Origin of the sequence: Variovorax sp. (assembly GCF_035634955.1) — a bacterium.
GTDB lineage: Bacteria > Pseudomonadota > Gammaproteobacteria > Burkholderiales > Burkholderiaceae_C > Variovorax.
Genome location: NZ_DASQBZ010000031.1, coordinates 76711 through 101189, shown reverse-complemented (window position 1 = coordinate 101189; position 24479 = coordinate 76711). Strand labels below are relative to the sequence as shown.

23 protein-coding genes are annotated in these 24479 nt (G+C 70.9%); 18 read left to right on the top strand and 5 right to left on the bottom strand.

The annotated features are described in order from the left end of the window. Positions 1–10: 10 nt before the first annotated feature. The 10 genes from VES41_RS20745 to VES41_RS20700 all read left to right on the top strand — a co-directional run bounded on the left by VES41_RS20745 (position 11) and on the right by VES41_RS20700 (position 10485). Positions 11–862, top strand: a complete 852-nt coding sequence (locus VES41_RS20745; protein ID WP_324820971.1) for a DUF692 domain-containing protein — start codon at positions 11–13, stop codon at positions 860–862. After that, positions 859–1665, top strand: coding sequence for a DNA-binding domain-containing protein (locus tag VES41_RS20740; protein WP_324820969.1), 807 nt, complete (start codon positions 859–861; stop codon positions 1663–1665). The genes VES41_RS20745 and VES41_RS20740 overlap by 4 nt, the downstream gene beginning before the upstream one ends. Beyond that, entirely contained in the window at positions 1662–2153 is a 492-nt protein-coding gene (locus tag VES41_RS20735; RefSeq protein WP_414719199.1) for a DoxX family protein, read from the top strand. Before VES41_RS20740 ends, VES41_RS20735 begins: the two co-directional genes overlap by 4 nt. A gap of 128 nt (positions 2154–2281) precedes the next feature. Continuing rightward, complete coding sequence (locus tag VES41_RS20730; RefSeq protein ID WP_324820966.1) at positions 2282–3610, top strand: GTP cyclohydrolase II; 1329 nt, start codon at positions 2282–2284, stop codon at positions 3608–3610. A 61-nt stretch (positions 3611–3671) separates the two neighbouring features. Beyond that, entirely contained in the window at positions 3672–5060 is a 1389-nt protein-coding gene (locus tag VES41_RS20725; protein WP_324820963.1) for a URC4/urg3 family protein, read from the top strand. A 55-nt stretch (positions 5061–5115) separates the two neighbouring features. Continuing rightward, the gene (upp, locus tag VES41_RS20720; RefSeq protein ID WP_324820960.1) at positions 5116–5745 is read left to right on the top strand and encodes a uracil phosphoribosyltransferase; all 630 of its coding nucleotides are present in this window, start codon (positions 5116–5118) and stop codon (positions 5743–5745) included. A gap of 149 nt (positions 5746–5894) precedes the next feature. Next, positions 5895–6899, top strand: coding sequence for a BMP family protein (locus VES41_RS20715; RefSeq protein ID WP_324821077.1), 1005 nt, complete (start codon positions 5895–5897; stop codon positions 6897–6899). A gap of 12 nt (positions 6900–6911) precedes the next feature. After that, positions 6912–8507 carry an ABC transporter ATP-binding protein gene (locus VES41_RS20710; RefSeq protein ID WP_324820958.1) on the top strand — a complete coding sequence of 532 codons (1596 nt, stop codon included), beginning with the start codon at positions 6912–6914 and terminating at the stop codon, positions 8505–8507. Further along, on the top strand, positions 8504–9565 hold the full coding sequence (locus VES41_RS20705) for an ABC transporter permease (RefSeq protein WP_324820956.1): 1062 nt from the start codon (positions 8504–8506) through the stop codon (positions 9563–9565). The genes VES41_RS20710 and VES41_RS20705 overlap by 4 nt, the downstream gene beginning before the upstream one ends. After that, positions 9562–10485 carry an ABC transporter permease gene (locus VES41_RS20700; RefSeq protein ID WP_324820953.1) on the top strand — a complete coding sequence of 308 codons (924 nt, stop codon included), beginning with the start codon at positions 9562–9564 and terminating at the stop codon, positions 10483–10485. The genes VES41_RS20705 and VES41_RS20700 overlap by 4 nt, the downstream gene beginning before the upstream one ends. A 36-nt stretch (positions 10486–10521) precedes the next feature. Here the strand turns inward: VES41_RS20700 and VES41_RS20695 are convergent, their stop codons facing one another. Further along, entirely contained in the window at positions 10522–11214 is a 693-nt protein-coding gene (locus VES41_RS20695) for a hypothetical protein (protein ID WP_324820951.1), read from the bottom strand. A 10-nt stretch (positions 11215–11224) separates the two neighbouring features. Then, a complete protein-coding gene (locus VES41_RS20690) occupies positions 11225–12175 on the bottom strand; it encodes a 5'/3'-nucleotidase SurE (protein ID WP_324820948.1) in 951 nt (316 codons plus the stop codon). A 165-nt stretch (positions 12176–12340) separates the two neighbouring features. Between VES41_RS20690 and VES41_RS20685 the strand changes: the two genes are divergently transcribed. Then, a complete protein-coding gene (locus VES41_RS20685) occupies positions 12341–13612 on the top strand; it encodes an amidohydrolase family protein (protein ID WP_324820946.1) in 1272 nt (423 codons plus the stop codon). Here VES41_RS20685 and VES41_RS20680 read toward each other — a convergent pair whose 3' ends face one another. Continuing rightward, positions 13613–14554 carry a LysR family transcriptional regulator gene (locus VES41_RS20680; RefSeq protein WP_324820943.1) on the bottom strand — a complete coding sequence of 314 codons (942 nt, stop codon included), beginning with the start codon at positions 14552–14554 and terminating at the stop codon, positions 13613–13615. 151 nt (positions 14555–14705) lie between these two features. Between VES41_RS20680 and VES41_RS20675 the strand changes: the two genes are divergently transcribed. The 4 genes from VES41_RS20675 to VES41_RS20660 all read left to right on the top strand — a co-directional run bounded on the left by VES41_RS20675 (position 14706) and on the right by VES41_RS20660 (position 20142). Beyond that, positions 14706–15695 (top strand): tripartite tricarboxylate transporter substrate binding protein, encoded by a 990-nt coding sequence (locus tag VES41_RS20675; protein WP_324820941.1) that lies wholly within the window; start codon positions 14706–14708, stop codon positions 15693–15695. A gap of 3 nt (positions 15696–15698) precedes the next feature. Then, positions 15699–17477, top strand: coding sequence for an acyclic terpene utilization AtuA family protein (locus tag VES41_RS20670; RefSeq protein WP_324820939.1), 1779 nt, complete (start codon positions 15699–15701; stop codon positions 17475–17477). A gap of 159 nt (positions 17478–17636) precedes the next feature. Next, the gene (locus VES41_RS20665; protein WP_324820936.1) at positions 17637–18647 is read left to right on the top strand and encodes a tripartite tricarboxylate transporter substrate binding protein; all 1011 of its coding nucleotides are present in this window, start codon (positions 17637–17639) and stop codon (positions 18645–18647) included. 61 nt (positions 18648–18708) lie between these two features. Then, complete coding sequence (locus VES41_RS20660; RefSeq protein WP_324820933.1) at positions 18709–20142, top strand: aldehyde dehydrogenase family protein; 1434 nt, start codon at positions 18709–18711, stop codon at positions 20140–20142. A 45-nt stretch (positions 20143–20187) separates the two neighbouring features. Here VES41_RS20660 and VES41_RS20655 read toward each other — a convergent pair whose 3' ends face one another. Both VES41_RS20655 and VES41_RS20650 read right to left on the bottom strand, forming a co-directional pair. Beyond that, on the bottom strand, positions 20188–21072 hold the full coding sequence (locus tag VES41_RS20655) for a ZIP family metal transporter (protein WP_324820930.1): 885 nt from the start codon (positions 21070–21072) through the stop codon (positions 20188–20190). 17 nt (positions 21073–21089) lie between these two features. After that, positions 21090–21218, bottom strand: coding sequence for a hypothetical protein (locus VES41_RS20650; protein ID WP_324820928.1), 129 nt, complete (start codon positions 21216–21218; stop codon positions 21090–21092). 133 nt (positions 21219–21351) lie between these two features. Between VES41_RS20650 and moaA the strand changes: the two genes are divergently transcribed. From moaA to glp, 3 genes are read left to right on the top strand one after another with little or no spacing between them, the layout of a single operon-like run. Then, the gene (gene moaA, locus VES41_RS20645) at positions 21352–22491 is read left to right on the top strand and encodes a GTP 3',8-cyclase MoaA (RefSeq protein ID WP_324820925.1); all 1140 of its coding nucleotides are present in this window, start codon (positions 21352–21354) and stop codon (positions 22489–22491) included. Continuing rightward, complete coding sequence (gene mobA, locus VES41_RS20640; protein ID WP_324820923.1) at positions 22488–23141, top strand: molybdenum cofactor guanylyltransferase MobA; 654 nt, start codon at positions 22488–22490, stop codon at positions 23139–23141. Before moaA ends, mobA begins: the two co-directional genes overlap by 4 nt. 19 nt (positions 23142–23160) lie before the next feature. Further along, a complete protein-coding gene (gene glp / locus VES41_RS20635; protein WP_324820920.1) occupies positions 23161–24471 on the top strand; it encodes a gephyrin-like molybdotransferase Glp in 1311 nt (436 codons plus the stop codon). Positions 24472–24479: the final 8 nt, after the last annotated feature.

Genomic DNA, 24479 nt, shown 5'->3' with positions numbered 1-24479 from the left:
CAGCCGCACCATGACCAGTTCCCGTCTCCTCGCCGGCCTCGGCCTCAAGCCCGAGCACTACGACGCGGCCGCCGGCTGCAGGCGCGAGGGCATGTGGTTCGAGGTACATCCCGAGAACTACCTGGTCGCGGGCGGCCCGCGCCTGCATTGGCTGCAGGCCGTACGGGCAGAGCATCCGGTCTCGCTGCACGGCGTGTCGCTGTCGCTGGCCGGCCAGTGCCCGCTCGACCAGGCGCATCTGCGCCGGCTTGCGGACCTGGCGCGCCGGATCGAGCCCGCGCTGGTGTCCGAGCACCTGGCCTGGTCCGCCTGGAACGGACAGTACTTCCCCGACCTGCTGCCGTTTCCGCGCAGCTCGGCGGCGCTCGTACATATCGCGGCGCGCATCGCGCATACCCAGGAAGTACTGGGGCGCCGCATCGCCATCGAGAACCCGTCGCACTACCTGCGACTCGACGGCAACGACTGGGACGAGGTCGACTTCCTGAGCGACCTGGTCCGCCGCACCGGCTGCGGCCTGCTCATGGACGTCAACAACGTCCATGTATCCGCCAACAACCTGGGCTTCGACGCCGGCGCCTACCTCGACCGCGTACCGGCCGACGCCATCATGGAAATCCACCTGGCCGGCCATTCGCACGATCCGTCACTCGGCAAGGCGCTGCTCGTCGATTCGCACGACGCGCCGGTGGCGCCGCAGGTGTGGGCGTTGTACGCGCGCCTGGTCGAGCGCATCGGGCCGCGCCCGACGTTGATCGAGCGCGACGGCAACGTCCCCGCCTTCGACGAACTGCTGGCCGAGCGCGACACCGCCGCCCACCTGCTCGCGCAGACGCCGTCGCTCGAGGAGATGCCCGCATGACCACCGCAACCGCCCTCGGCGCATTCCAACAGTCCTTTGCCGAGGCGCTGCAGGATCCGCAGGCCCCTTCGCCCTGGGACGCGCAGGCGGCCCTTGCCGTCTACCGCAATACCGTGCTGAAGGCCGGCATCGACACGCTCGAAGCCAACTACCCGAGCATCGTGCGCCTGGTGGGCCGCGACTGGTTCCGCTCGGCCGCCGCCATCCACGCAAGGCAACACCCACCCCGCGACGGGCGCATGCTCGACTACGGCCAGGCGTTCATCGGCTTCCTGCGCGAGTTCGCCCCGGCGGCCGACCTGCCCTACCTGCCCGACGTGGCGCGGCTCGACCGCTTCTGGACCGAAAGCCATGCCGCCGCCGACGCGCCGGTGCTGCGGCCCGCGCAACTCGCCCGCCTCTCGCCCGAACACCTGGCCGCCTGCTGCCTGACGCCGCATCCCGCCGCGCGCTGGGCCTGGTTCGACGACGCGCCCATCTTCACCATCTGGTCGCGCAACCGCGCCATGCCGGACGATGACGCCGACGATGGCGACTTCGACTGGCGCCCCGAAGGCGCCCTGCTCACCCGCGCGCAGCTTGCCGTGCAATGGCAATCCGCGCAGCGCGCCGACTGCGCCTTTCTCGATGCCTGCGCGCAGGGTTGCACGCTCGCGGTCGCCACCGAACGGGCCGCCACGACCGACCCGCAGGCCGACCTCGGCGCGATGCTGACCCGCCTGATGAACGCCGGCGCGCTCGCCGGACTCGACACCCCCGCGGCTTCGCAGGAGGCCGCCGAACCCGCACCGGAGACACCATGACCGCCACCCACGCCGGGATCGATTCCCAAGCCGGAGCCATGCCCGCCGCGACCGGCCTGCGCGGCCGCTGGAACCAGCTGTGCGCCACGCTCGAGCGCGTGGTTCCGCACGACCTGCTGGCCCTCGGCGCACGCCTGTCCGTCGCCGCCATCTTCTTCTATTCCGGCCGCACCAAGGTCACCGGCTTCCTCACGCTGAACGACTCGGCCTACGAGCTGTTCCGCAGCGAGTACAACCTGCCGCTCATCGCGCCCGAACTGGCTGCGCACCTGGCGGCGTACGCCGAGCACCTGTTCCCGCTGCTGCTCGTGCTGGGCCTGGCCACGCGGCTGTCGGGGTTGGCGCTGCTGGGCATGACGGCGGTCATCCAGTTCCTGGTGTACCCGGATGCCTGGCCGACGCACCTGTCGTGGGCCACCCTCATGCTGTACCTGGTCGGGCGTGGCGGCGGCAGGCTGTCGCTGGACCGCGCGCTCGGCATCCGGTGAGGCGCGTGCGCGGCGTCGGCGGCCGCGTGCTGCCCATACGCCCTGTGGCGTAAGTGTTGCGCGGCCGTGCCGCGCTGGCTTGCAAGGCGCAGGGGTGCTCGGTACATTGCGGTTTTTGAGAGCCTGCAATGTCAATTGACGCACCTGCGAACGCCTCCACGCCACAAGCAACGCCGGCCGGCACCGGCAGCCTCCCCCTCACTCCCCCCTCCACGTCCGGCGGTCCGCGCCACATCCGGCTGACGTCGCACAGCGGCGGCTTCGGCGCGCTGCCCTTGACATGGGGCGCCGCCACGCCGGCCGAGCGCGGGCCCGTCGTGGGCACGACCACGACGCGCGCGCACCGCAACGTGATCGGCACGCACAGCGGCTCGTACAGCGTGTACCGCGCGCTGGCGGTGGCGGCCAAGGCGCTCAACCCGCAGCACAAGGCCGACCTGACCAACACCTCGCCGACCGATGTCATCGGCCCGTATCCGCAATGGCTCGAACCCGGCAGGATCGTGTCGCTCGATCCCTGGGGCGCCGATGTCGCGTCGGTCTTCGCCACCGAGCTGGCGGCGGGCTACGACATCCGCCCGACCATCGCCATCACCAAGGCCCACGTGATCCTGCCCGAGGTGATCGACGCGCTGCACAAGGGCCGCCTCAAGGCCGACGGCCGCTTCCTCACCGCCAACGGCGCGGCAATGGTCACCAAGGCGGCCATCGAACCGGTGTGGTGGCTGCCCGGCGTTGCCCGGCGGTTCGGCACCACCGAGGCCGAGCTGCGGCGCGTGCTGTTCGAGGAAACCGGCGGCATGTACCCGGAACTGGTCACCCGTACCGACCTCGAAGTCTTCCTGCCGCCCATCGGCGGGCAGACCGTCTACATCTTCGGCAATCCGCGCGACCTGGCCAACCCCGAGGTCGAGCTGACCGCGCGGGTGCACGACGAATGCAACGGCTCGGACGTCTTCGGCTCCGACATCTGCACCTGCCGCCCCTATCTCACGCACGCCATCGAGGAAGCCATCCAGGGCGCGCAGCGCGGCGGCGTGGGGCTGGTCGCCTATTCGCGCAAGGAAGGCCGGGCCCTGGGCGAGGTGACCAAGTTCCTGGTCTACAACGCGCGCAAGCGCCAGGTCGGCGGCGACACGGCCGACCAGTACTTCGCCCGCACCGAGTGCGTGGCCGGCGTGCAGGACATGCGCTTCCAGGAGCTCATGCCCGACGTGCTGCACTGGCTGGGCGTGCGCAAGATCCACCGGCTGGTGTCGATGAGCAACATGAAATACGACGCCATCACCGGCTCGGGCATCGAGATCGGCACCCGCGTGAACATTCCGGACGAGCTGATTCCCGCCGACGCCCGCGTCGAGATGGACGCCAAGGTCGCGGCCGGCTACTTCACCGCCGGCGCGGTGCCGGACGCCGACGAACTGAAGAAGGCCAAGGGCCGGGAGCTGGGAGAATGAACCGGCGCCCGGCCGCTGCCAGGATGGCCCGCACCACAGCGCACGACGCGGAGGTTTCTCCATGAGCAAGGACAACTACGGGCTGGACCCGGACCGCCCGACGCACAACCGCGCGGTACAGGGCGCCGACGACCAGGGCCACGTCGACCCGGGCCTCGAGTTCGAACCCGACACCGACACGCCCGCCGGCGCCGTCGCGCTGCTGCGCAGCACGCAGGCGGTGCGCAGCCGGGCCCAGGCGCTGCTGGCGCGCGCGCGCAGCGGGCAGTCGCGCTGGTTCGATGTCGGCGACGAGCAGGCCATGGCCGAGGCCGCGCGCGTGGTCGCCGAGACCATGCGCGAGCGCTTTCCCTGGAACAGCGTGCCCTATCACAGCCGCTGGCGCCATTTCGAGGCCGGCAGCGTCGACCGGCGCGCGCAACTGGACAAGCTGCTCGGCCCGGCCATCACGCCGCGCGACCGCGCCCGCGCGCAGATCGACCTGGCCATGGTGAGCGTACTGCTCGACGCCGGCGCAGGCGGCAACTGGCACTACGTGGAGCCGGCCACCGGCCTGCGGCTGTCGCGTTCCGAGGGACTGGCGGTGGCCAGCTTCCACGCCTTCACCAGCGGCTACTTCTCGTCCAACCCCAAGCGGCCGCTGCAGGTGGATGCCGCCGGCCTGCGCGGCCTGGTGACGGACCAGCTGGCGGCCGCCATGCAGGTCAGCGAGGTGAACCCGATGGTCGGCCTGTCCGGCCGCGCCACGCTGCTGCGCCGCCTGGGCGAGGCCATGCAGGAGCAACCCGAATACTTCGGCGAGGACGGGCGCCCCGGCGGCCTGTTCGACGCGCTCGTCGGCCCCTACGGCCCGGCCACGCCGCCCACGGCGGAGATCACCGCGCACGAGATCCTCACGCTGCTGCTGGACGCGCTGTCGGGCATCTGGCCGGCGGCCAACAAGATCGGCGGCAGCGGCGACGGCCTGCCCGGCGACCGGTCCCTGGCGCTGGGCGATTGCTGGCCCCACTCCGCGGTCGAGGGCCCGGGCCTCACGCGCGGCTGGATGCCCTTCCACAAGCTGTCGCAGTGGCTGAGCTACTCGCTGATCGAGCCGTTCGAATGGGCGGGCGTGAAGGTGCGCGACATCGGCGCGCTCACCGGCCTGCCCGAATACCGCAACGGCGGCCTGTTCCTCGACACCGGCGTTCTGCGCGCCAAGGACCCGGACTGCCTGACGCGCAGATGGAAGGCGGGCGACGAGTTCATCGTCGAGTGGCGCGCGCTCACGGTCGCGCTGCTCGACGAGCTGGCGCCGCGGGTGCGCCAGCAGCTGGGCCGCAGCGAAACCGAGATGCCGCTGGCCTGCGTGCTCGAGGGCGGCACCTGGGCCGCGGGCCGCGTACTGGCACAGCGCTTGCGTGAGGGTGCACCGCCGCTGCTGATCGAAAGCGACGGCACCGTCTTCTAGGGCCCTAGACTCTCGATCCCGTACTTCAAAACGACACGCCGGCGTGCCCCAAATCATGAGCAACGTTCACCTCATCGACCATCCGCTCGTCCAGCACAAGCTCACGCTGATGCGACGCAAGGATGCCTCCACCAACAGCTTCCGCCGGCTGCTCAACGAGATGAGCATGCTCATGGCCTACGAGGTCACGCGCGACATGCCGATGCAGGACATCGAGATCGAGACGCCGCTCGAGACCATGAAGGCGAAGGTGATCGACGGCAAGAAGCTGGTGTTCGTGTCGATCCTGCGCGCGGGCAACGGCATTCTCGACGGCATGCTCAGCGTGGTGCCCGGCGCCCGCGTGGGGCACATCGGCCTCTACCGCGACCCGAAGACGCTGACCGCTGTGGAGTACTACTTCAAGATGCCCGGCGAGATGAACGAGCGCGACATCGTCGTGGTCGACCCGATGCTGGCCACGGGCAACTCGGCCGTGGCCGCGGTCGAGCGCCTCAAGGAACTGCGCCCGAAGTCGATCAAGTTCGTCTGCCTGCTGACCTGCCCCGAGGGCGTGAAGACCATGCAGAACGCCCATCCGGACGTGCCGATCTATACCGCCGCGATCGACCGCGAGCTGAACGACCACGGCTACATCCTGCCCGGGCTGGGCGATGCGGGCGACCGGATCTTCGGCACGAAGTGAAGCCCACCCCCGTATCGGCTCGTTTCGTGTAGCCGAGTACCCCCTTCGAGGGGGCAACACCTGCGGCCCGGCGAAGCCGGTTCCGCGGTGTTCGCGAATGGGGCGCGCTGGCTGGAGTCGAGTTTGTTCTTGAACGAGGAGAAGAGATGATGAAGCAACGACGTCGTGATTGGATCGCGGGTTCGGCCGCGGTGGCCGCGGTGCTGGCTGCGGGCCTGCCCGCAACTGCGCTGGCGCAGGCCAAGCTCAAGGTGGCGGCGGTCTATACCGTGCCTTTCGAGCAGCAATGGGTGGGGCGCATCCACAAGGCGCTGAAGGCGGCCGAGGCGCGCGGCGAGATCGAGTACAAGGCCACCGAGAACGTCGCCAACGCCGACTACGAGCGGGTCATGCGCGAGTATGCGCAGGCGGGCAACCAGCTCATTCTGGGCGAGGTGTTCGGTGTCGAGAAGGCCGCGCGCCAGGTCGCCAAGGACTTCCCCAAGACGGCCTTCCTGATGGGTTCGTCGCTCAAGCCGCAGGCGCCCAACTTCTCGGTGTTCGACAACTACATCCAGGAGCCCGCCTACCTCACCGGCATGATCGCCGGCGGCATGACCAAGACCGGCAAGATCGGCATGGTGGGCGGCTTCCCCATTCCCGAGGTCAACCGGCTCATGAATGCCTTCATGGCCGGCGCGCGCGAGATCAACCCGAAGGTGGAGTTCAGCGTCACCTTCATCAACAGCTGGTTCGACCCTCCCAAGGCCAAGGAAGCGGCCTTCGCCATGATCGACAAGGGCGCGGACATCATGTATGCCGAGCGCTTCGGCGTGTCGGACGCGGCCAAGGAGCGCGGCAAGCTCGCCATCGGCAACGTGATCGACACCCAGGCCCAATACCCCGACACGGTGGTCGCCTCCGCCCTGTGGAACATGGAGCCGTCGGTCGACCGTGCCATCGGGCTGGTCAAGGCGGGCAAGTTCACCGCCGAGGACTACGGCCCCTACTCCATGATGAAGTACAAGGGCTCCGAGCTGGCCCCGCTGGGCACGTTCGAGAAGAAGGTGCCGGCGGACCTGATGGCCAAGGTCAAGGCGCGCGAGGAAGAGATCCGCGCCGGCAAGGTCACCGTGAAGGTGGACGACAGCCAGCCCAAGGCCAGCTTCAAGTAGGGCGCGCCGCACTTGCACGCGCAAGGTCCGGTCCTGTCGCTGCGCGGCATCAGCAAGCGCTTCGGCGCGCTGGTGGCCAACGACGACATCTCGCTCGAACTCGGCGCCGGGGAAGTGCTGGCCCTGCTCGGCGAGAACGGGGCCGGCAAGTCCACCCTGATGTCGATTCTGTTCGGCCACTACACGGCCGACGCGGGCAGCATCACGGTGTTCGGCCGCCCGCTGCCGCCGGGTCATCCGAAGGCGGCCCTTGCCGCCGGCATCGGCATGGTGCACCAGCACTTCACGCTGGCCGACAACCTGAGCGTGCTGGACAACGTGCTGATCGGTACCGAGCCGGCCTGGCAGCCCTTCTCCCGGCGCCGACAGGCGCGCCAGCGGCTGCTGGACGTGGCGCGGCGCTTCGGCCTGCCGGTGCAGCCCGAAGCGCGCATCGGCGATTTGTCGGTCGGCGAGCGCCAGCGGGTGGAAATTCTCAAGGCGCTCTACCGCGGCGCCCGCATCCTGATCCTCGACGAGCCGACGGCGGTGCTCACGCCGCAGGAGAGCGAAGCACTGTTCGACACGCTGGCGCAGATGGTGCGCGACGGCCTGTCCATCATCTTCATCAGCCACAAGCTGCCGGAGGTGCTGCGCGTGTCGCACCGGGTCGCGGTGCTGCGCAATGGCCGCCTGGTGGCGCAGGCGCCCACGGCACAGGTCACGCAGGCGCAACTCGCGCTGTGGATGGTGGGCCACGCGGTGCAGGCGCCGCAGCGCGCGCCGGCCGTGCGTGTCGGTGCGGTGGTGTGCGCGCTGCACCAGGTCTCCACGCAGCAGGCGGGCGCGGGGACGTCCCGCGATGCGCTGGAGACGGCTTCGCTGCGCCTGCACGCGGGCGAGATCGTTGCCATCGCCGGCGTCTCGGGCAACGGCCAGGTGGCCCTGGCCGAACTGCTCAGCGGCATGCGCCGCGCCGCCAGCGGGCGGGTGCAGCTGATGGGACGCCCGTTTCCGCCGGTGCCGGCGCGACTGGTCTCCGAGGGCGTCGCCCGCATCCCGGAAGACCGCCATGCGGTCGGCGTCGTCGCCGACCTGCCGGTGTGGGAGAACGTGGTGGCCGAACGCCTGCGCACTCCCGCCTTCTCGCGCCGCCTCTTGCCGGGGCTGCGCTGGATCCGCCGGGCCGCGGCGCGCGCGCAGGCGCAGCGCGTGCAGGACGCCTTCGACGTGCGCGGCGCCGGCCTCGACGCGCCGGCGCGGTCGCTGTCGGGCGGCAACATGCAAAAGCTCATCCTCGGGCGGTCTTTGCTCGCGCCCGCCGATGCACAGGGCGCGACGCACGCACCGCGCCTGATCGTGGCGCACCAGCCGACCTGGGGGCTCGACATCGGCGCGGTGGCCTACGTGCAGCAACAGCTGATCGATGCGCGCGACGCCGGTGCCGCGGTGCTGCTGATCTCCGACGACCTGGACGAGGTGCTGGACCTGGGCGACCGCGTGGCGGTAATGCACGGCGGGCACCTCGGCACGCCCCGGCCGGCCGCCGAATGGACGCGCGAGGCCATTGGCCTGGCGATGGCCGGCACCGACACCGGCCCGGCGACGCCACCGAGGATCGAGCCATGAGACTGGAGCGCCGCCAGGCGGTGTCGCGCCGCGCGATGGTGCTCGCGCCCGTGGGCGCCGTCGCCTTCACGATGGCAGTCGCCGCCCTGCTCGTGCTGTGGGCCGGCGCGCCGGTCGGCCGCACCTACATGCTGCTGCTGCAAGGCGGCTTCGGCTCGGTGTTCGCCTGGAGCGAAACGCTCACCCGTGCCATCCCGCTCATGCTGACCGGCCTGTCGGTCGCGGTGGCGTTCAAGGCGCGCCTTTTCAACATCGGTGCCGAGGGGCAGCTGTACGGCGGGGCGCTGGCGGCGGTGGCGGTCGGCGGCCTGCACGGCGGCACGGGGCTGGAATGGCCGGTATGGCTGCTGTTCCCGTCGATGATGCTGGCCGCCGCGCTGGCCGGGGCGCTGCTGCTGCTCGGCCCGGCCCTCATGAAGCTTCGGCTGGGCGTGGACGAAGTGGTCACCACGCTGCTGATCAACTTCATCGTGCTGCTGGGGGTGTCGGCGCTGCTCGACGGCTCGATGAAGGACCCGACCGCCATGGGCTGGCCGCAGAGCGTCTCGCTGCAGGACAGCCTGGCGCTGGGCCGCCTGGTCGCGCAGACACGCGTGCACACCGGCCTGCTGTGGGGCGTGGCGCTGGCGCTGATGGTGTGGGCGCTGTTCAAGTACACGGTGCTGGGCTTCGACATCCGCGCCGTCGGCGCCAATGCGCGGGCCGCCGCTTTCGCCGGCGTGCCGGTCACGCGCACGGTGGTGACGGTCGCGCTGCTGTCCGGCTCGCTGGCCGGGCTGGCCGGAGCCATCGAGGTGGCGGGCCGCACCAGCTACGTCACGCTCGACATGTCGCCGGGCTATGGCTACACCGGCATCGTCATCGCCATGCTCGCCGGCCTGCATCCGCTCGGGGTGCTGGCGGCGAGCGTGTTCGTGGCCGGGGTGCTGGTCGGCGCCGACACCATGAGCCGCGCCATCGGCGTGCCCACGTACATCGCCGACGTGATCGTGGCCGCGTCGCTGATCGCCGTGCTGGTGGCCACGCTGCTGACGCAGTTCAGGGTGCGGCGCCGATGAGCACGCTGGCGGACATCCTCGCCAACGGCGCCTTCTGGGTGGCGGTGCTGCGCATCGCCACGCCGCTCGTCCTGGGCACGCTGGGCGTGCTGCTGTGCGAGCGAGCCGGCGTGCTCAACCTGGGCATCGAGGGCATCATGGTCGCCGGCGCCTTCACCGGCTGGCTGGCGGTCTACCTGGGGTTGCCGCTGTGGGGCGGCGTGGCGGTGGCTGCGCTCACCGGCGCGGTGTTCGGCCTGCTGCATGCGGCGCTGACGGTGGGGCTGGCGCTGTCGCAGCACGTGTCGGGGCTGGGCATCACCATGCTGGCGACGGCGCTGAGCTACTACGGCTACCGCGTGAGCTTTCCCAAGGTCAACACGCCGCCGACCATCACGCCGTTCGCGCCGATGGATTGGCTGCCGCTGCCGGTGCTTTCGCAGCAGACGTCGCTGACCCTGGCGGCGCTGCTGCTGGTGCCGCTGGTCGCCTACCTGCTCTACCGCACGCCGGCCGGCCTGGCGCTGCGCATGGTGGGCGAGAACCCGCAGGCCGCCGAGGGCCAGGGCGTGTCGGTGGCGGCCACCCGCACCGCCGCCATCGTCGCCGGCTCGGCGCTGATGGGCGTGGCAGGCGCCTTCCTCACGCTGTCGGCGTTCAACGCCTTCTTCCTCAACATGATCAACGGCCGCGGCTGGATCTGCGTAGCGCTCGTGGTGTTCGCTTCGTGGCGGCCGGGCAAGGCGCTGCTGGGCGCGCTGCTGTTCGCGTTCTTCGACGCGCTGCAACTGCGCCTGCAGCAGGCCGGCGACGCGGTGCTGCCGTACCAGGTGTACCTGATGCTGCCCTACCTGCTGTCGATCCTGGCGCTGGTGCTGGTGGCCCGCAGGGCGAGCTACCCGCAAGCGCTGATGAAGCCCTACCGCAAGGGCGAACGCTGAAGCCGGCCCCAGGTGGATGTGCCGGCCGGGCCGCCTTCAGGCGCCGGGCTCGGCGTGGCCGCGCAGGTCGACCACCCGCCCGCCATCGTCGGCCAGCAGGCGCAGGCTGGCCGGTGCGTCGAGCGGGTCGACCACCAGCACGCCGGTGGCACTCGCCGGCAGCGCCGCGCAGCCGCGGCAGTCCAGCGACAGGGCCAGGGCACCCGGCAGGGTGCTGGCGGCGAGCTGGCCCGAGAGCTGGCAGCCCGACAGGCCGCCGGAGGCGATGCGCCCGTCCGCACCGATGCTGAAGTCGGCCGCCGAGCCGTCGGGCAGGCGAACCACGTATCGGCCCGCCAGTGCGCTTGCCTCGGGCGCCGACACTTGGCGCGCCTGGTGGCGCAGCAATGGCACGTCCAGGTCGGCGCCGGGCGCGGGCACGGCCACCCAGGCGGCCGAGGCGTCGGCGCGGCGCAGCATCAGGTCGATGCTCTCGTCGCGGTCTTCCAGCGCCAGCAGGCGCTTGCCGTCGGCGCCGGCGTAGTAGCGGCCGAGCACCGGTTGCGCGGCGTCGCCGGTGCTGACCTCGTAGGCGCCGGTGTCCAGGTCGTCGGTGCGCACCACCGGCTTGACCGACTCCGTCGGCGCTGCGGCGCCGCCACCACTGGCGTTGTCATTGCTGCCGCCGCCGCAGGCGGCAAGCATCGTCACGGCAGCCCAGGCTACCGCTTGGAGAATCTGGCGTTTCATGCTCGCGTCCTCACTGCGCGAAGACGTCACGCAGGCGCAGGCGCAGCCATTCCTGGCCGGCCGGGCGATGCTCGAAGCCGATCTGCATCGCCGACACCGCCACCTTCGTGCGATAGACGACCGATTCGTCCTCGGCCTGCGCGGCGGTCGGCTGGCCGCTGCCTGCCAGGCCGCCCAGGCCATAGGGCACCGCGTTCCTGAACGCCAGGTTGTAGGCATTGAAGGTGCCGATGCGCGAGAACGCGAACGGCGTATCGGCCGCGATGGCCTTCGGGAAGTTCACGTTCAGCGCCACGCCTTGCGGCAGCAGCGGGCCGCTGCCCGCCTTGGCCTGCAGGGCCTGCAGCAGACGCACGGTCAATTGGCCGACGATGGCCGATTTCGGGTTGGCCAGGCTCGCATTGTCGGTCGTGTCGGCATCGGCGCTCAGCGCGATCGCGGGCAGGCCGCGCGAACCGGCGAACTGGACGTTGCCCACGGTGCCCGACGAATTGATGATGCTGCCCAGGTTCTGCCCTTCGTTGGGCCCGGAGAGCAGGAGGTCCGGCGCCTTGCCCCAGCGTGCCTGCGCCGCGACGTCCAGGCCGTACATGGTGGCCATGACCGGCGTGCCGTGCACGTAGTAGAAGTCGCCGTTGTTGTAGCCGGCCTTGGTGAAGGCACCCACCGCCGGTGCGCCGACGGGCGCCGCGCCGTTGTGGCAGCCGCCTTCGTCGGTGATCTGGGCATCGTTGGTGGCGACGATCCGGTCGACGCTGTACATCACGATGCCGGCGCCGCGGCCGCTCTGGCCGGTGCAGGGCACCGACACCACCACGTCGTGGCCGGCCGACTTGAGTGCGTCGTAGAGTGCCTTGAGGTTGCTGGTCAGGCCGTCGTCGTTCGACAGCACGATGTTCAGCGCGAAGGCGGGGCTGGCCAAGCCGAGTGCGAGGGCCGGGAGAACGAAGCGCAGTTTCATTTGAATTGGTTGAATCGGGCAACAATCGGAAAAGCGCCGCGATGGTGCCGTCCACAGGTTTCATTTCCGTGACAAGCCAGCCGCGCCGGGCCGCCACGGCCTAAACTGGAACGGCGCTTGCTCATGCCATTCGCCCCCAATAGACCCGCACACCCGGATTGCCCCATGCTCGACCTGTTGATCCACAACGCCACCCTGCCCGATGGGCGCACCGGCATGTCCGTCGCCGTGCAGGACGGCCGCATCGCCGAGGTTTCGCCCGGGCTGCAGGCGCCGGCCGCCCAGACCGTCGACGCCGGCGGCCTGCTGCTCGCGCCGCACTTCGTCGACCCGCACTTCCACATGGACGCAACGCTCAGCTACGGCCTGCCGCGCGTCAACGAAAGCGGCACCCTGCTCGAAGGCATCGCGCTGTGGGGCGAGCTCAAGCCCCTGCTGACCGCCGAGGCCCTCATCGACCGCGCCCTGGCCTACTGCGACTGGGCGGTGGCCCGGGGCCTGCTGGCCATCCGCACCCATGTCGACACCAGCGACCCCAGCCTGCTCGCGGTGGACGCCCTGCTGGAGGTCAAGCGCCGCGTGGCGCCCTACCTCACGCTGCAGCTGGTCGCCTTTCCGCAGGACGGCGTGCTGCGCACGCCCGGCGGCGTGGACAACCTCAGGCGCGCCCTCGACAAGGGCGTCGACGTGGTCGGCGGCATTCCGCACTTCGAGCGCACCATGGCCGACGGCGCGGCCAGCGTGAAGCTGCTGTGCGAACTGGCGGCCGAACGCGGCCTGCCGGTCGACATGCACTGCGACGAATCGGACGACCCGCAATCGCGCCACATCGAGACGCTGGCCTTCGAATCGCAGCGGCTGGGCCTGCACGGCCGCGTGACCGGCTCGCACTGCACCTCCATGCACAGCATGGACAACTACTACGTCTCGAAGCTGCTGCCCCTGATCGCCGAGAGCGGCGTCAGCGTCATCGCCAACCCCCTCATCAACATCACCCTGCAGGGCCGCCACGACACCTACCCGAAGCGGCGCGGCATGACGCGTGTGCCAGAGCTCATGGCCGCCGGCGTGAACGTCGCGTTCGGCCACGACTGCGTGATGGACCCGTGGTACGGCATGGGTTCGGGGGACATGCTGGAAGTGGCCCACATGGGGCTGCACGTGGCGCAGATGACCAGCCAGGCCGGCATTCGCCAGTGCTTCGACGCGGTGACGGTCAACGCGGCGCGCGTGTTCGGCCTGGCCGGCTACGGGCTGGAAGCCGGCTGCGACGCGAGCTTCGTGCTGCTGCAGGCGCGCGACCCGGTGGAGGCGATCCGCCTGCGCGCGGCGCGGCTGAAGGTCTGGCGCGCCGGGCGGCTGCTGGCGCAATCGCCGGCCGCCAGCGCCACGCTGCACCTGGACGGACGTCCCGGCGAGACCTCTTTCATGCCCTGACTAGCGCCGCGCCGGCCGCGCCTGGGCCTCCCGGCCGACGCGTGCGGCGCGGGCATCGAAGGCCTGGACCGCCCGCTCGCGAAACTGCTCCATGGGCGCCGAGAAGTACGCACTGCGCCGCCAGAACAGGCCCATCTGCAACGCCCACGCCGGGGCCGGTTCGCCGAGCGCGGCCAAGCCGACGCCGCCGGCACCGGACAACGAGTCGTCGGTCATGACGGTCAGCAGCGAGGTGCGGCGCACCAGCTTGGCGAACACCGCGGGCGTGGCGTCCGTGTAGACGAAGGCGGGCGCCGCCGGCACGCCGGCGCTGGCGAACAGCGCGTCGACCCAGGTGCGCAGCGTGACGTTGACCGGCGGCAGCACCCAGGGCTGCTGCGCCAGGTCCTGCAGGCTGAAGCGGCGCCGGTGCAGCGGATGTTCCTTGCGCGCGACGATGTACGAATGCTGCGTACCCAGCCGCTGGCAGTTGAGCGCCGGCGATGGCTTGTCCGGATCGATGGCGGCGATGGCCAGGTCGAGGGAGCCCGCCTCCAGCTGCTGCAGCAGCACACCGCTGAGCTGGACGCTGGTCTGGAACCGCACGCCGGCGCCGTCTTCCAGGAAGGCGGCAAGCACCGGCGTCATCACCGAATCGACCAGCGCCGGCACCACGCCCACGCGCAATTCACCGGCCTGGCCGATCTTCAGGTCCTGCATCAGCACGCGCGTGTCGTGCAGCCACTGGCCGAGGCCGCGAGCCCGCTGGAACAGTGCCTGGCCGATGGCGGTGGGCGCCACGCCGCGTGCCGTACGCTCGAGCAGGCGCACGCCGAGTTCGGCTTCCAGCCGCCGCACCGACTTGGTCAGCGCCGGCTGCGTCACGCCCATCGCCTCGGCCGCCGCATGCAGGCTGGACCGCTCGACGGCGCAGACGAACCACTGGAGATCCTTGATCTGCATGGGAATCGGGTGAGTGGACGATTCCCCGAAGTTATCGCAAAAGCCCGCGGCGGCTATAGCTCCAGCTGCGGGCGATTCCCATAATCAACCGCAGTGCCGCACCTCGACGGCATGAACCATGCGGCCCGCATGGACCGCAGGAGACATCGACATGACATCCAACATCGCACGCTGCCGGCGGCTGCTGGCGCCTCTGGCCCTCGGCCTTGCCTTCGCCGCAGCGACCACGTCGGCACTGGCGCAGGCCGGCTATCCGGCCCACCCCATCCGCGTGGTGGTGCCGTACCCGGCCGGCGGCAACACCGACATCATTGCGCGCGACGTCATGAAGGGCTTGTCCGAACGTCTGGGCCAGCCGGTGGTCATCGACAACAAGCCCGGCGCCAACAGCATCCTGGGCACCGACCTGGTCGCCAAGGCGGCACCGGACGGCTACACGCTGGGCGTCGTCATCGGCGCCTACGTCAACAACAACTCGCTCTACCGCAGCCTGCCGTACCGGCAGGCCGACCTGGTGCCGGTGAGCCAGCTCACGCGCACTTCGCTGGTGCTGGTGTCCGCGCGGCCCGGGATCGATTCGCTGCCGGCGCTGGTCAAGGCCAGCCAGGATCCGGCCAGCCCGATGTCGTTCGCCAGCAGCGGCGCCGGCTCGGCGGCGCACCTGCTGGGCGAAGCGCTGGCGCGCAACACCGGCATGCGCGCAGTGATGCATGTCCCGTACAAGGGCACGGCGGCAGCCACCTCCGACCTGTTCAGCGGCCGCGTCGGCTTCATGTTCGACGCCATCTCTGCCATGGGCCCGCAGATCCGCCAGGGCCGCCTCAAGGCGCTGGCGGTCACGGGCAAGGAGCGCTCGCCGCTGCTGCCCGAGGTGCCGAGCATGAACGAGCTGGGCCACCCCGAGCTGGTGGCCTACGCATGGGCCGGCGTGCTGGCGCCGGCCGGCACGCCGCAGGCGGTGATTGCGCGGCTGTCGTCCGAACTGGCCCAGGTGCTGCGCGATCCGCAGCTGCAGGCCAGGCTGGCCGACATCAGCACCGAGGCGGTGGGCAGCGGGCCGGCGGAGTTCGCCGCCTTCCTTGCGCAAGAGGAGAAGACCAACGGCAAGCTGATCCGCGAGCTCAACATCTCGCTGGACTGACCCATGGACAAGATCATTCGCATCGGCGGCGCCTGCGGCTTCCTGGGCGACAGCATCCTCGGCCCGCGCCAGCTCGCCGCGGTCGAGGGCATGCACTACCTGGTGTTCGACTATCTGGCGGAGATGACGCTGTCGAGCTTCGCGCATGCGCACCGCGCCGACCCGCAAGCCGGGTTCGCCGCGGACTTCGTGTCGGTGACGCTGCGGGAACTGCTGCCGGCCTGCAGGCAGCGCGGCATCCGGCTCGTGGCCAACGCCGGCGGCCTCAACCCGGCCGGCTGCGCGGCCGCCATCGAGGCGCTGTCGCGCGAACTCGGCTGCCCGGTGCGGGTGGCATGGGTCGAGGGCGACGACTGCCTCGGCCTGCTTCCCGGCCTGGCGGCAAGCGACGTGCGCGATTTCTACACCGGCGCCCCAATGCCCGAGGGCATCACCAACGCGAACGCCTACCTCGGCGCGCTGCCCATTGCCCGCGCGCTTGCGCTGGGCGCGGACATCGTGGTCACCGGCCGCATCGTCGACAGTGCCACCACACTGGGCATCCTGATGCACGAGTTCGAATGGCCGGCGTCCGATTTCGACAGGCTGGCCGCCGGCGCGCTGGCCGGCCACCTGCTGGAATGCGGCGCCCAGGCCACCGGCGGCCTCTACACCGACTGGGAGGACGTGCCGGACTGGGCGCACATCGGCTACCCGTACGTCGAGGCGGGGGCCGACGGCACGTTCGTCGTCTGCAAGGCACCGGGCACCGGCGGCCTGTTGACGCCGGCAACCGTGAGCGAGCAGGTGCTCTACGAGGTCGGCGATCCCGCATGCTACGTCCTGCCCGACGTGGTGTGCGACTTCAGCGCCGTGCGGCTGACCCAGGACGGCGCGCAGCGCGTGCGGGTGGAAGGCGCGCGCGGCCTGCCGCCGCCGCCCACCTACAAGGTCTGTGCCACGTTCCAGCAGGGCTACCGCTGCAGCGTGCAGCTGTCCGTGTTCGGCGCGGACGCGGTGCGCAAGGCGCGCCGCACCGGCGACGCGCTGCTGGCCCGCGTGCGCGAACTGGTGGCCGCGTCGGGCGAAGACGATTTCGACAGGACGGCCGTGTCGGTGCTCGGCGCCGAGGACGCCTACGGGCCGCATGCCCGCCCGGACGCCGGGCTGCGCGAAGCGCTGCTGCGCATCGGCGCCACCCATGCGCGCCCGGCGCCGCTGGCGCTGCTCTCGCGCGAGGCGCGTGCTGCCGGCGTGTCGTTCGCGCCGGGCACCACCAGCGGCAGCGCGTTGGCGCTCGACAGTCGTGCAGCCGTCGAACCGCTCTACCGCCTGTTCACCTGCCTGGTCGACAAGCGCCTGCTGCCCGCGCCGCGGGTGCTGATGGAGGGCCGCCAGCACATGGTGCCGCTGGCCGACGTCGAGATGGCGCCGCCCAGGCCCGGGCCGGCGGCGGCCGGCGATTGCGCGCCGGCGCCGCGTTCCGACCGGCGGGTGCCGTTGATCGAGCTGGCGCACGGCCGTTCCGGCGACAAGGGCGACACGTCCAACATCGCGGTCATCGCCCGCCGTCCGGAAGACCTGCCGCTGCTGCGCCGGGAGCTGACGCCGCAGAAGGTGCGCGCATACCTCGGCCACCTGGTGCACGGCGAGGTGTACCGGTATGAAGTACCCGGGCTGGGGGCGCTGAACTTCCTGCTCACGCAGTCACTGGACGGCGGCGCGCCCAGTTCCCTGCGGCCAGACCCGATGGGCAAGGGCCTTGCCCAGATGCTGCTGGGCATGCCGGTATCGGCGGATTGACGCGCCGGCGGCGCCGCCGCGCCCACCGCCTTCGCCGTTAGGCAATACCCTGCTCTCGATCCGGCAGGTCCGGCCCCCTTGCGCTGCCGCACACTTTCGGCTTCGCCAAGACGGGGCCAGTGTGCCGCCGCATGCCAAGAGACAAGAGAGACCGCTGCAATGTCAAATTCCCCCACCCTGAACCGCCGCGCCGTGTTGCGCACCCTGGCTGCCGCCGGGTCCACCCTTGCCTTGGGCAGCGCCGCCGGCCTGGCCCGGGCCGAGTCCGCCTGGCCGGCCAAGCCGATCCGCATGATCGTGCCCTTCCCGCCCGGTGGCGGCACGGACATCCTGTCGCGCCTCGTGGCCAACGAACTGGCCACCGCGACCGGCTGGAACGTGGTGCCCGACAACCGCGGCGGGGCCGGCGGCACCATCGGCCTGGCCGAGGCGGCGCGCGCCAAGCCCACCGGCTACGACATCGTCATGGGCCAGAAGGACAACATGATCGTGGCACCGTGGATCTATCCGCAGGTGAACTACGACCCGTCGAAGGACTTTGCCGCCGTCGCCCACGTGGCCTACACGCCGGTGGTGATCGTCACCCGCGCCGAGTCGCGTTTCAAGACGCTGCAGGACGTGGCCGCCGCGGCGCGCCAGTCGCCTGATTCCATCACCTATGGCTCGCCCGGCAACGGCACCACCATCCACCTGGCCGGCGAGTTGTTCAAGAGCGCGGCCAAGGTGCAGATCCGGCACGTGCCGTACAAAGGCAGCAACCCGGCCATGATGGACGTCCTGGCCGGAAACGTGGACCTGATGGTGTCCTCGGTGCCCTCGGCCATCGGCCAGATCAAGTCGGGCAAGCTGCGCCCGCTGGCCGTGACCTCGGCCCGCCGCAGCTCGTCCCTGCCAGACACGCCCACGGTGGCCGAGCTGGGTTTCGGCAAGGACTTCGACGTCAGCACCTGGTACGGCCTGTTCGCGCCGGCCGGCACTCCGGCGGACGTGGTCAACAAGCTCAATGCCGAGGTCAACAAGCTGCTGGCCAAGCCCGACGTGCAGGCCGCGATCCAGGCCCAGGGCGCCGAATACCAGGCCATGACGCCGCAGCAGTTCGCAGCGCTGGTCGCCAGCGAATTGCCCAAGTGGCAGAAGATCGTCAAGGACTCGGGCGTGCGTATCGAATAGCGGCCACCCGCGGGCGCGGGCGCGCGCGTGGCGCGCCGCCCCCCGGGGGCAGAATACGCCCATGCAACTCAATTTCATCGGCAACGACCGCGTTGCCTCCTCCTCCGGCCGCACCCTGGCGGTGCTCGATCCGTCCGACGGCCAGCCCTTCGACGAACTGCAGCGCAGCAATGCGCAGGACATCGACGCCGCGGTGCAGGCCGCGCGCCAATGCTTCGAGTCGGTCTGGCACAAGGTCAGCGCCGCCGAGCGCAGCCGGCTGCTGATGAAGCTGGCGCAGAAGATCGCCGAGCACACCGACGAACTGGCGCTGCTGGAGCAGCGCGACTGCGGCAAGCCCGTGAAGCAGGCGCGCGCCGACGCGCTGGCGCTGGTGCGCTACTTCGAGTTCTACGCCGGCGCCTGCGACAAGCTGCATGGCGAGACCATTCCCTACCAGGACGGCTACAGCGTCTTCACCTGGCGCGAGCCGCACGGCGTCACCGGCCACATCATCCCGTGGAACTACCCGATGCAGATCTTCGGGCGCAGCGTGGGGGGCGCACTGGCTGCGGGCAACGTGTGCGTGGTCAAGCCGGCCGAGGACGCCTGCCTGTCGCTGATCCGCGTGGCCCAATTGGCGGCCGAAGTCGGCTTTCCGGCTGGCGCTCTCAACATCGTGACGGGCTACGGCCACGAGGTGGGCGACGCGCTGGCACGCCATCCCGGCATCGACCACATCAGCTTCACCGGCAGCCCGAAGGTCGGCACGCTGATCCAGCAGGTGGCCGCCGAGCGGCACTGCCCGGTCACGCTGGAGCTGGGCGGCAAGAGCCCGCAGATCGTCTTCGCCGACGCCGACCTCGACCAGGCCGTGCCGACCATCATCAACGCGATCGTGCAGAACGCCGGGCAGACCTGCTCTGCCGGCTCGCGCGTGCTGATCGAGCGCAGCATCTACGAGCCGCTGCTCGATCGCCTGGGCCGCGCCTTCTCGGCACTGCGCGTCGGGCCGGCGGCGATGGACCTGGACGTGGGGCCGCTGATCCGCCAGTCGCAGCAGCAGCGCGTGTGGGACTTCCTGAGCGACGCGCAGGTGGCCGGCATCCCGATGGTGGCGCAGGGCACCATCGTCGAACAGGCGCCGGACACCGGCTTCTACCAGGCGCCCACGCTGCTGCGCGACGTTCCCGTGACGCACCGGCTGGCGCAGGAAGAGGTGTTCGGCCCGGTGCTGGCCGCGATGACCTTCGCCGACGAGGACGAGGCCGTTCACCTGGCCAATGCGACGCACTTCGGCCTGGTGGCCGGTGTCTGGACCGAGAACGGCGCGCGCCAGTTCCGCATGGCCAAGCGCGTCAGGAGCGGCCAGGTGTTCATCAACAACTACGGCGCCGGCGGCGGCGTCGAGCTGCCCTTCGGTGGCGTCAAATCGTCCGGCTACGGCCGCGAAAAGGGCTTCGAGGCGCTGTACGGCTTCACGACGCTCAAGACCGTGGCCGTCAAGCACGGCTGAGCGCCATCGCCCGCCCCGCGCGCCGGGGCGGCGCGGGCGCGCGGCTCAGGCCAGCGCCGTGTCGAGCATCATCATCAGCACGAAGCCCACCATCAGGCCGCTGGTGGCAAAGGCCTCGTGGCCCTTGCGGTGCGATTCCGGAATGATCTCGTGGCTGATCACGAACAGCATGGCGCCGGCCGCGCAGCCCAGCCCCCAGGGCAGCAACGCGGCGGAATAGCCGACCACGGCCGCCCCGATCACCGCACCCAGCGGCTCGACCAGTCCCGAGGCCATGCCCAGCCCCACGGCGAACCTCCGCCGATAGCCCGCCGCCAACAGGGCCACCGCCACCACCAGGCCTTCGGGCACGTCCTGGATGGCGATGCCGGTGGCCAGCGCGTTGGCGCGTACGCCATCGTTGGCCGCATAGCCCACACCGATGGCCAGGCCCTCGGGCAGGTTGTGCAGCGCGATGGCGAACACGAACAGCCAGGTACGGCGGATCTTGCGCGCCATCTGGCTGTCCACGCCTTCGCGTCCCTTGATGAAATGCTCGTGCGGGAGCACCTTGTCCATCGCCATCAGCGCGGCGGCGCCAAGCAGGATGGCGGCGCCAACCACGCCGCCGGCGACCCATGCGTTGTCGCTGCGTTCGCGCGCCGCTTCCAGGCCCGGGATGATCAGCGAGAAGGCGCAGGCGGCGAGCATGACGCCGGCGCCGAAGCCGAAGAGCATGTCCTGCACCCGGTCCGACAGGCGCTGCGAGAACATGACAGGCACGGTGCCGAGCGCCGTCGCGAGCGCCGCGACGCTTCCGCCCACCAACGCGCTGCGCACGCCCGGGCGCTCCCCGACGAGGTCCCAGAACTGGGCCAGCAACACCACCGCGCCGACGCTGACGATCAGCAGGCCGAGCCATTCGCGCGGCCGGCGTGGCGAGCGGGACACGGGCTGTGCCTGCCGCGTCACGCCAGCGCCTTCCAGAATTGGGCGGTCAACAGCAGTGCACCCCCCGCGAAAATGGCGAAGCCGACCAGTCTGCGGGCGGCCGGAGGCGGAGCGACGGAGCGGAGGGAAGCGATGGCGGCGGTCATGTGTCAATGATAGTGATTCTTATTCACTTAGGGCTTAGATGGTGCCAATGGCACCGATAGCCCGCCTCGAAGAAGTCCTGTTGACCCCGGTCATCGCCGCCGAGGGCCGCCGTCGGTTAAATTGCTCCACCCGATGTCCGAAACGCGTATTCCCTTGAGCGCCGTGGGCCGCCCGCTGCGGCTCGAAGACCTGGCCGCAGCGCCGGCGGGCGGCGCCCTGCTCGACCGCCTGGCCCGTCCGCTGACGGACCTGCGCATCAGCGTGACGGACCGCTGCAACTTCCGGTGCAGCTACTGTATGCCCAAGGAAGTCTTCGACAAGGACTACCCTTACCTGCCGCACGCCGCACTGCTGAGCTTCGAAGAGATCACGCGGCTGGCGCGCCTGTTCGTCGCGCAGGGCGTGACCAAGATCCGCCTGACCGGCGGCGAGCCGCTGCTGCGCAAGAACGTGGAACTGCTGGTCGAGCAACTGGCCGCGCTGCGCACGCCCGGCGGCGAGCCGCTCGACCTCACGCTGACCACCAACGGCTCGCTGCTGGCGCGCAAGGCGCGCGCCCTTCGCGACGCCGGCCTGCGGCGCGTCACCGTGAGCCTGGACGGCCTGGACGATGCCGTGTTCCGCCGCATGAACGACGTCGATTTCCCGGTGGCCGACGTGCTGCGGGGGCTGGAAGCCGCGCGCGAGGCCGGGCTCGGTCCGATCAAGGTCAACATGGTCGTCAAGCGCGGCACCAACGAAGACCAGATCCTGCCGATGGCGCGGCACTTCCGCGGCAGCGGCGTGGTGCTGCGCTTCATCGAGTACATGGACGTGGGCGCGACCAACGGCTGGCGCATGGACGAGGTGCTGCCGTCGGCCGAGCTCGTGCGGCGCCTCGGCGCCGAGTTCCCGCTGGTGCCGCTCGAGGCCACCGCGCCCGGCGAGACGGCCCAGCGCTGGGGCTATGCCGGCGCCGACGGCCGGTACGACCCCGCCCTCGGCGAAGTGGGCGTCATCAGCAGCGTCACCCAGGCCTTCTGCGGCGATTGCAGCCGCGCGCGCCTGTCGACCGAGGGGCGCCTGTACCTTTGCCTGTTCGCCAGCCAGGGGCACGACCTCAAGCCCCTGCTGCGCGAGAAGCAGGCCAGCGACGCGCAGATCGCCGCCGCCATCGCCGGCATCTGGCAGGGCCGGGGCGACCGCTATTCCGAGCTGCGCGGCCTGCGCGCGTCCGATGCGGCGCCGGCGTCCGGTGCGCGCCGCGTCGAGATGAGCTACATCGGCGGATGAGCGCGCCGCTGAAACCTTCCGTCTCGCCCGCCGACATCACCGGCCTGGTGCTGGCCGGCGGCCGCGGTTCGCGCATGGGCGGCATCGACAAGGGACTCAAGCCCTTCCACGGCACGCCGCTGGCGCTGCATGCCCTGCTGCGGCTGGGGCCGCAGGTCGGCAGCCTGCTGGTCAACGCCAATCGCAACCTCGCCGCCTACGAATCGTTCGGGGCCCCCGTCTGGCCCGACGGCCTGGCCGACTACGCCGGGCCGCTGGCCGGCTTCCTGGTCGGGCTGGAACACTGCGAGACGCCGTACCTGCTGACGGTGCCGTGCGACACGCCCCTGTTCCCGCCGGACCTGGCCGAGCGCCTGGCCGGCGCCCTGGCGCAGGCCGATGCCGACATCGCCATGGCCAGCGGCCCCGAGCCGCAAGCCGACGGCAGCGTGCAACTGCGGGCACAACCGGTGTTCAGCCTGCTGCGCGCCGACCTCCTGGAAAGCCTGGTGCGGTTCACGCAGGCCGGCGGGCGCAAGATCGACGCCTGGACGGCGCAGCACAAGACGGTGCTGGTCCCGTTCGACCGCGAGGGCGACTCGCCGCACGCCTTCTACAACGCCAACACGCTGGCCGAACTGCACGCCCTCGAGCAGCGCCGGCCGGCCTGACCCGACGCACCGTTTCCCCATGACCCGCATCGAAGAGATCGCCGCCCAGCTGGCCGGCTACGACCCCAAGGCACTCGGCGTGGACGGCGTGCAGGACTTCCTGGCGCGGCTGGTCGCGCAGGCGGTCGTCACGCAGCGCGAAGAAGTCGCCTTGGCCGACGCGCTGGACCGCGTGCTCGCCGAGGACCTGGTGTCGCCTTTCTCGGTGCCGCCGCACGACAACTCGGCCATGGACGGCTTCGCCTTCGACGGCGCCGTGCTCGATGCCCCGGCGGCATCGCAGGAGATCGCCTTGAAGGTGGTCGGCACGGCCTTCGCCGGCGCAGCCTGGCGCGGCGCGATCGGCCCGGGCGAATCCGTCAGGATCATGACCGGCGCGGTGATGCCCGCCAGCCTGGACACCGTCGTGCCGCAGGAGTTCTGCCATGCCGAAGACGACATCGTCCGCTTTCCGGCCAGCGCCCTGCGCCGCGGCGACAACCGCCGCCTGGCCGGCGAGGACCTGCAGCGCGGCGAGCCGGCGCTGCGCGCGGGCGACCGCATCGGCCCCGCCGGCCTGGGCCTTGCGGGCAGCCTGGGCGCGGCCCGGCTGCCGGTGCTTCGGCGCCTGCGGGTCGCCTACTTCTCCACCGGCGACGAGATCCTGAGCCTGGGCGAGGCTGCGCGCGAGGGCGCGGTGTTCGACAGCAACCGCTATACCGTCTCCGGCCTGCTGCGCCGCCTCGGCTGCGAGGTGATCGACCTGGGCCTGGTGCGCGACGACCCGGCGGCGCTCGCGGCCACCCTGCGCCAGGCTGCCGACACGGCCGACGCGATCATCACCAGCGGCGGCGTCAGCGTCGGCGAAGCCGACCACACCCGCGCCGTCATGCAGCAGCTCGGCGACATGGCGTTCTGGCGCGTGGCCATGCGCCCGGGCCGGCCGATGGCGGTCGGCCTGATCCCCGCCAGCGGCGCCGAGCGCCCGCCGGCCGTCCTGTTCGGCCTGCCCGGCAACCCGGTTGCGGTGATGGTCACGTTCCTCGCCTTCGTGCGCCCTGCCCTGCTGCGCATGATGGGCTGCAACGCGGCCGGCGTCGCGCCGCCGCCGCTCCTGCGCGCCCGCAGCGCCACCGCCATCCGCAAGAAGCCCGGCCGCACCGAGTACCAGCGCGGCTTCGTCCAGCCATGCCCGGGCGAGCTGCCGCAGGTGCGCATCGCCGGCAACCAGGGCTCGGGCGTGCTCAGCTCGATGGTCCTGGCCAACGGGCTGGTGGTGCTGCACCACGACCAGGACAGCGTCGCGGCCGGCGGCGAAGTCGACGTGATGATGTTCGACGGCGTGGTCTGAGCCGGCCG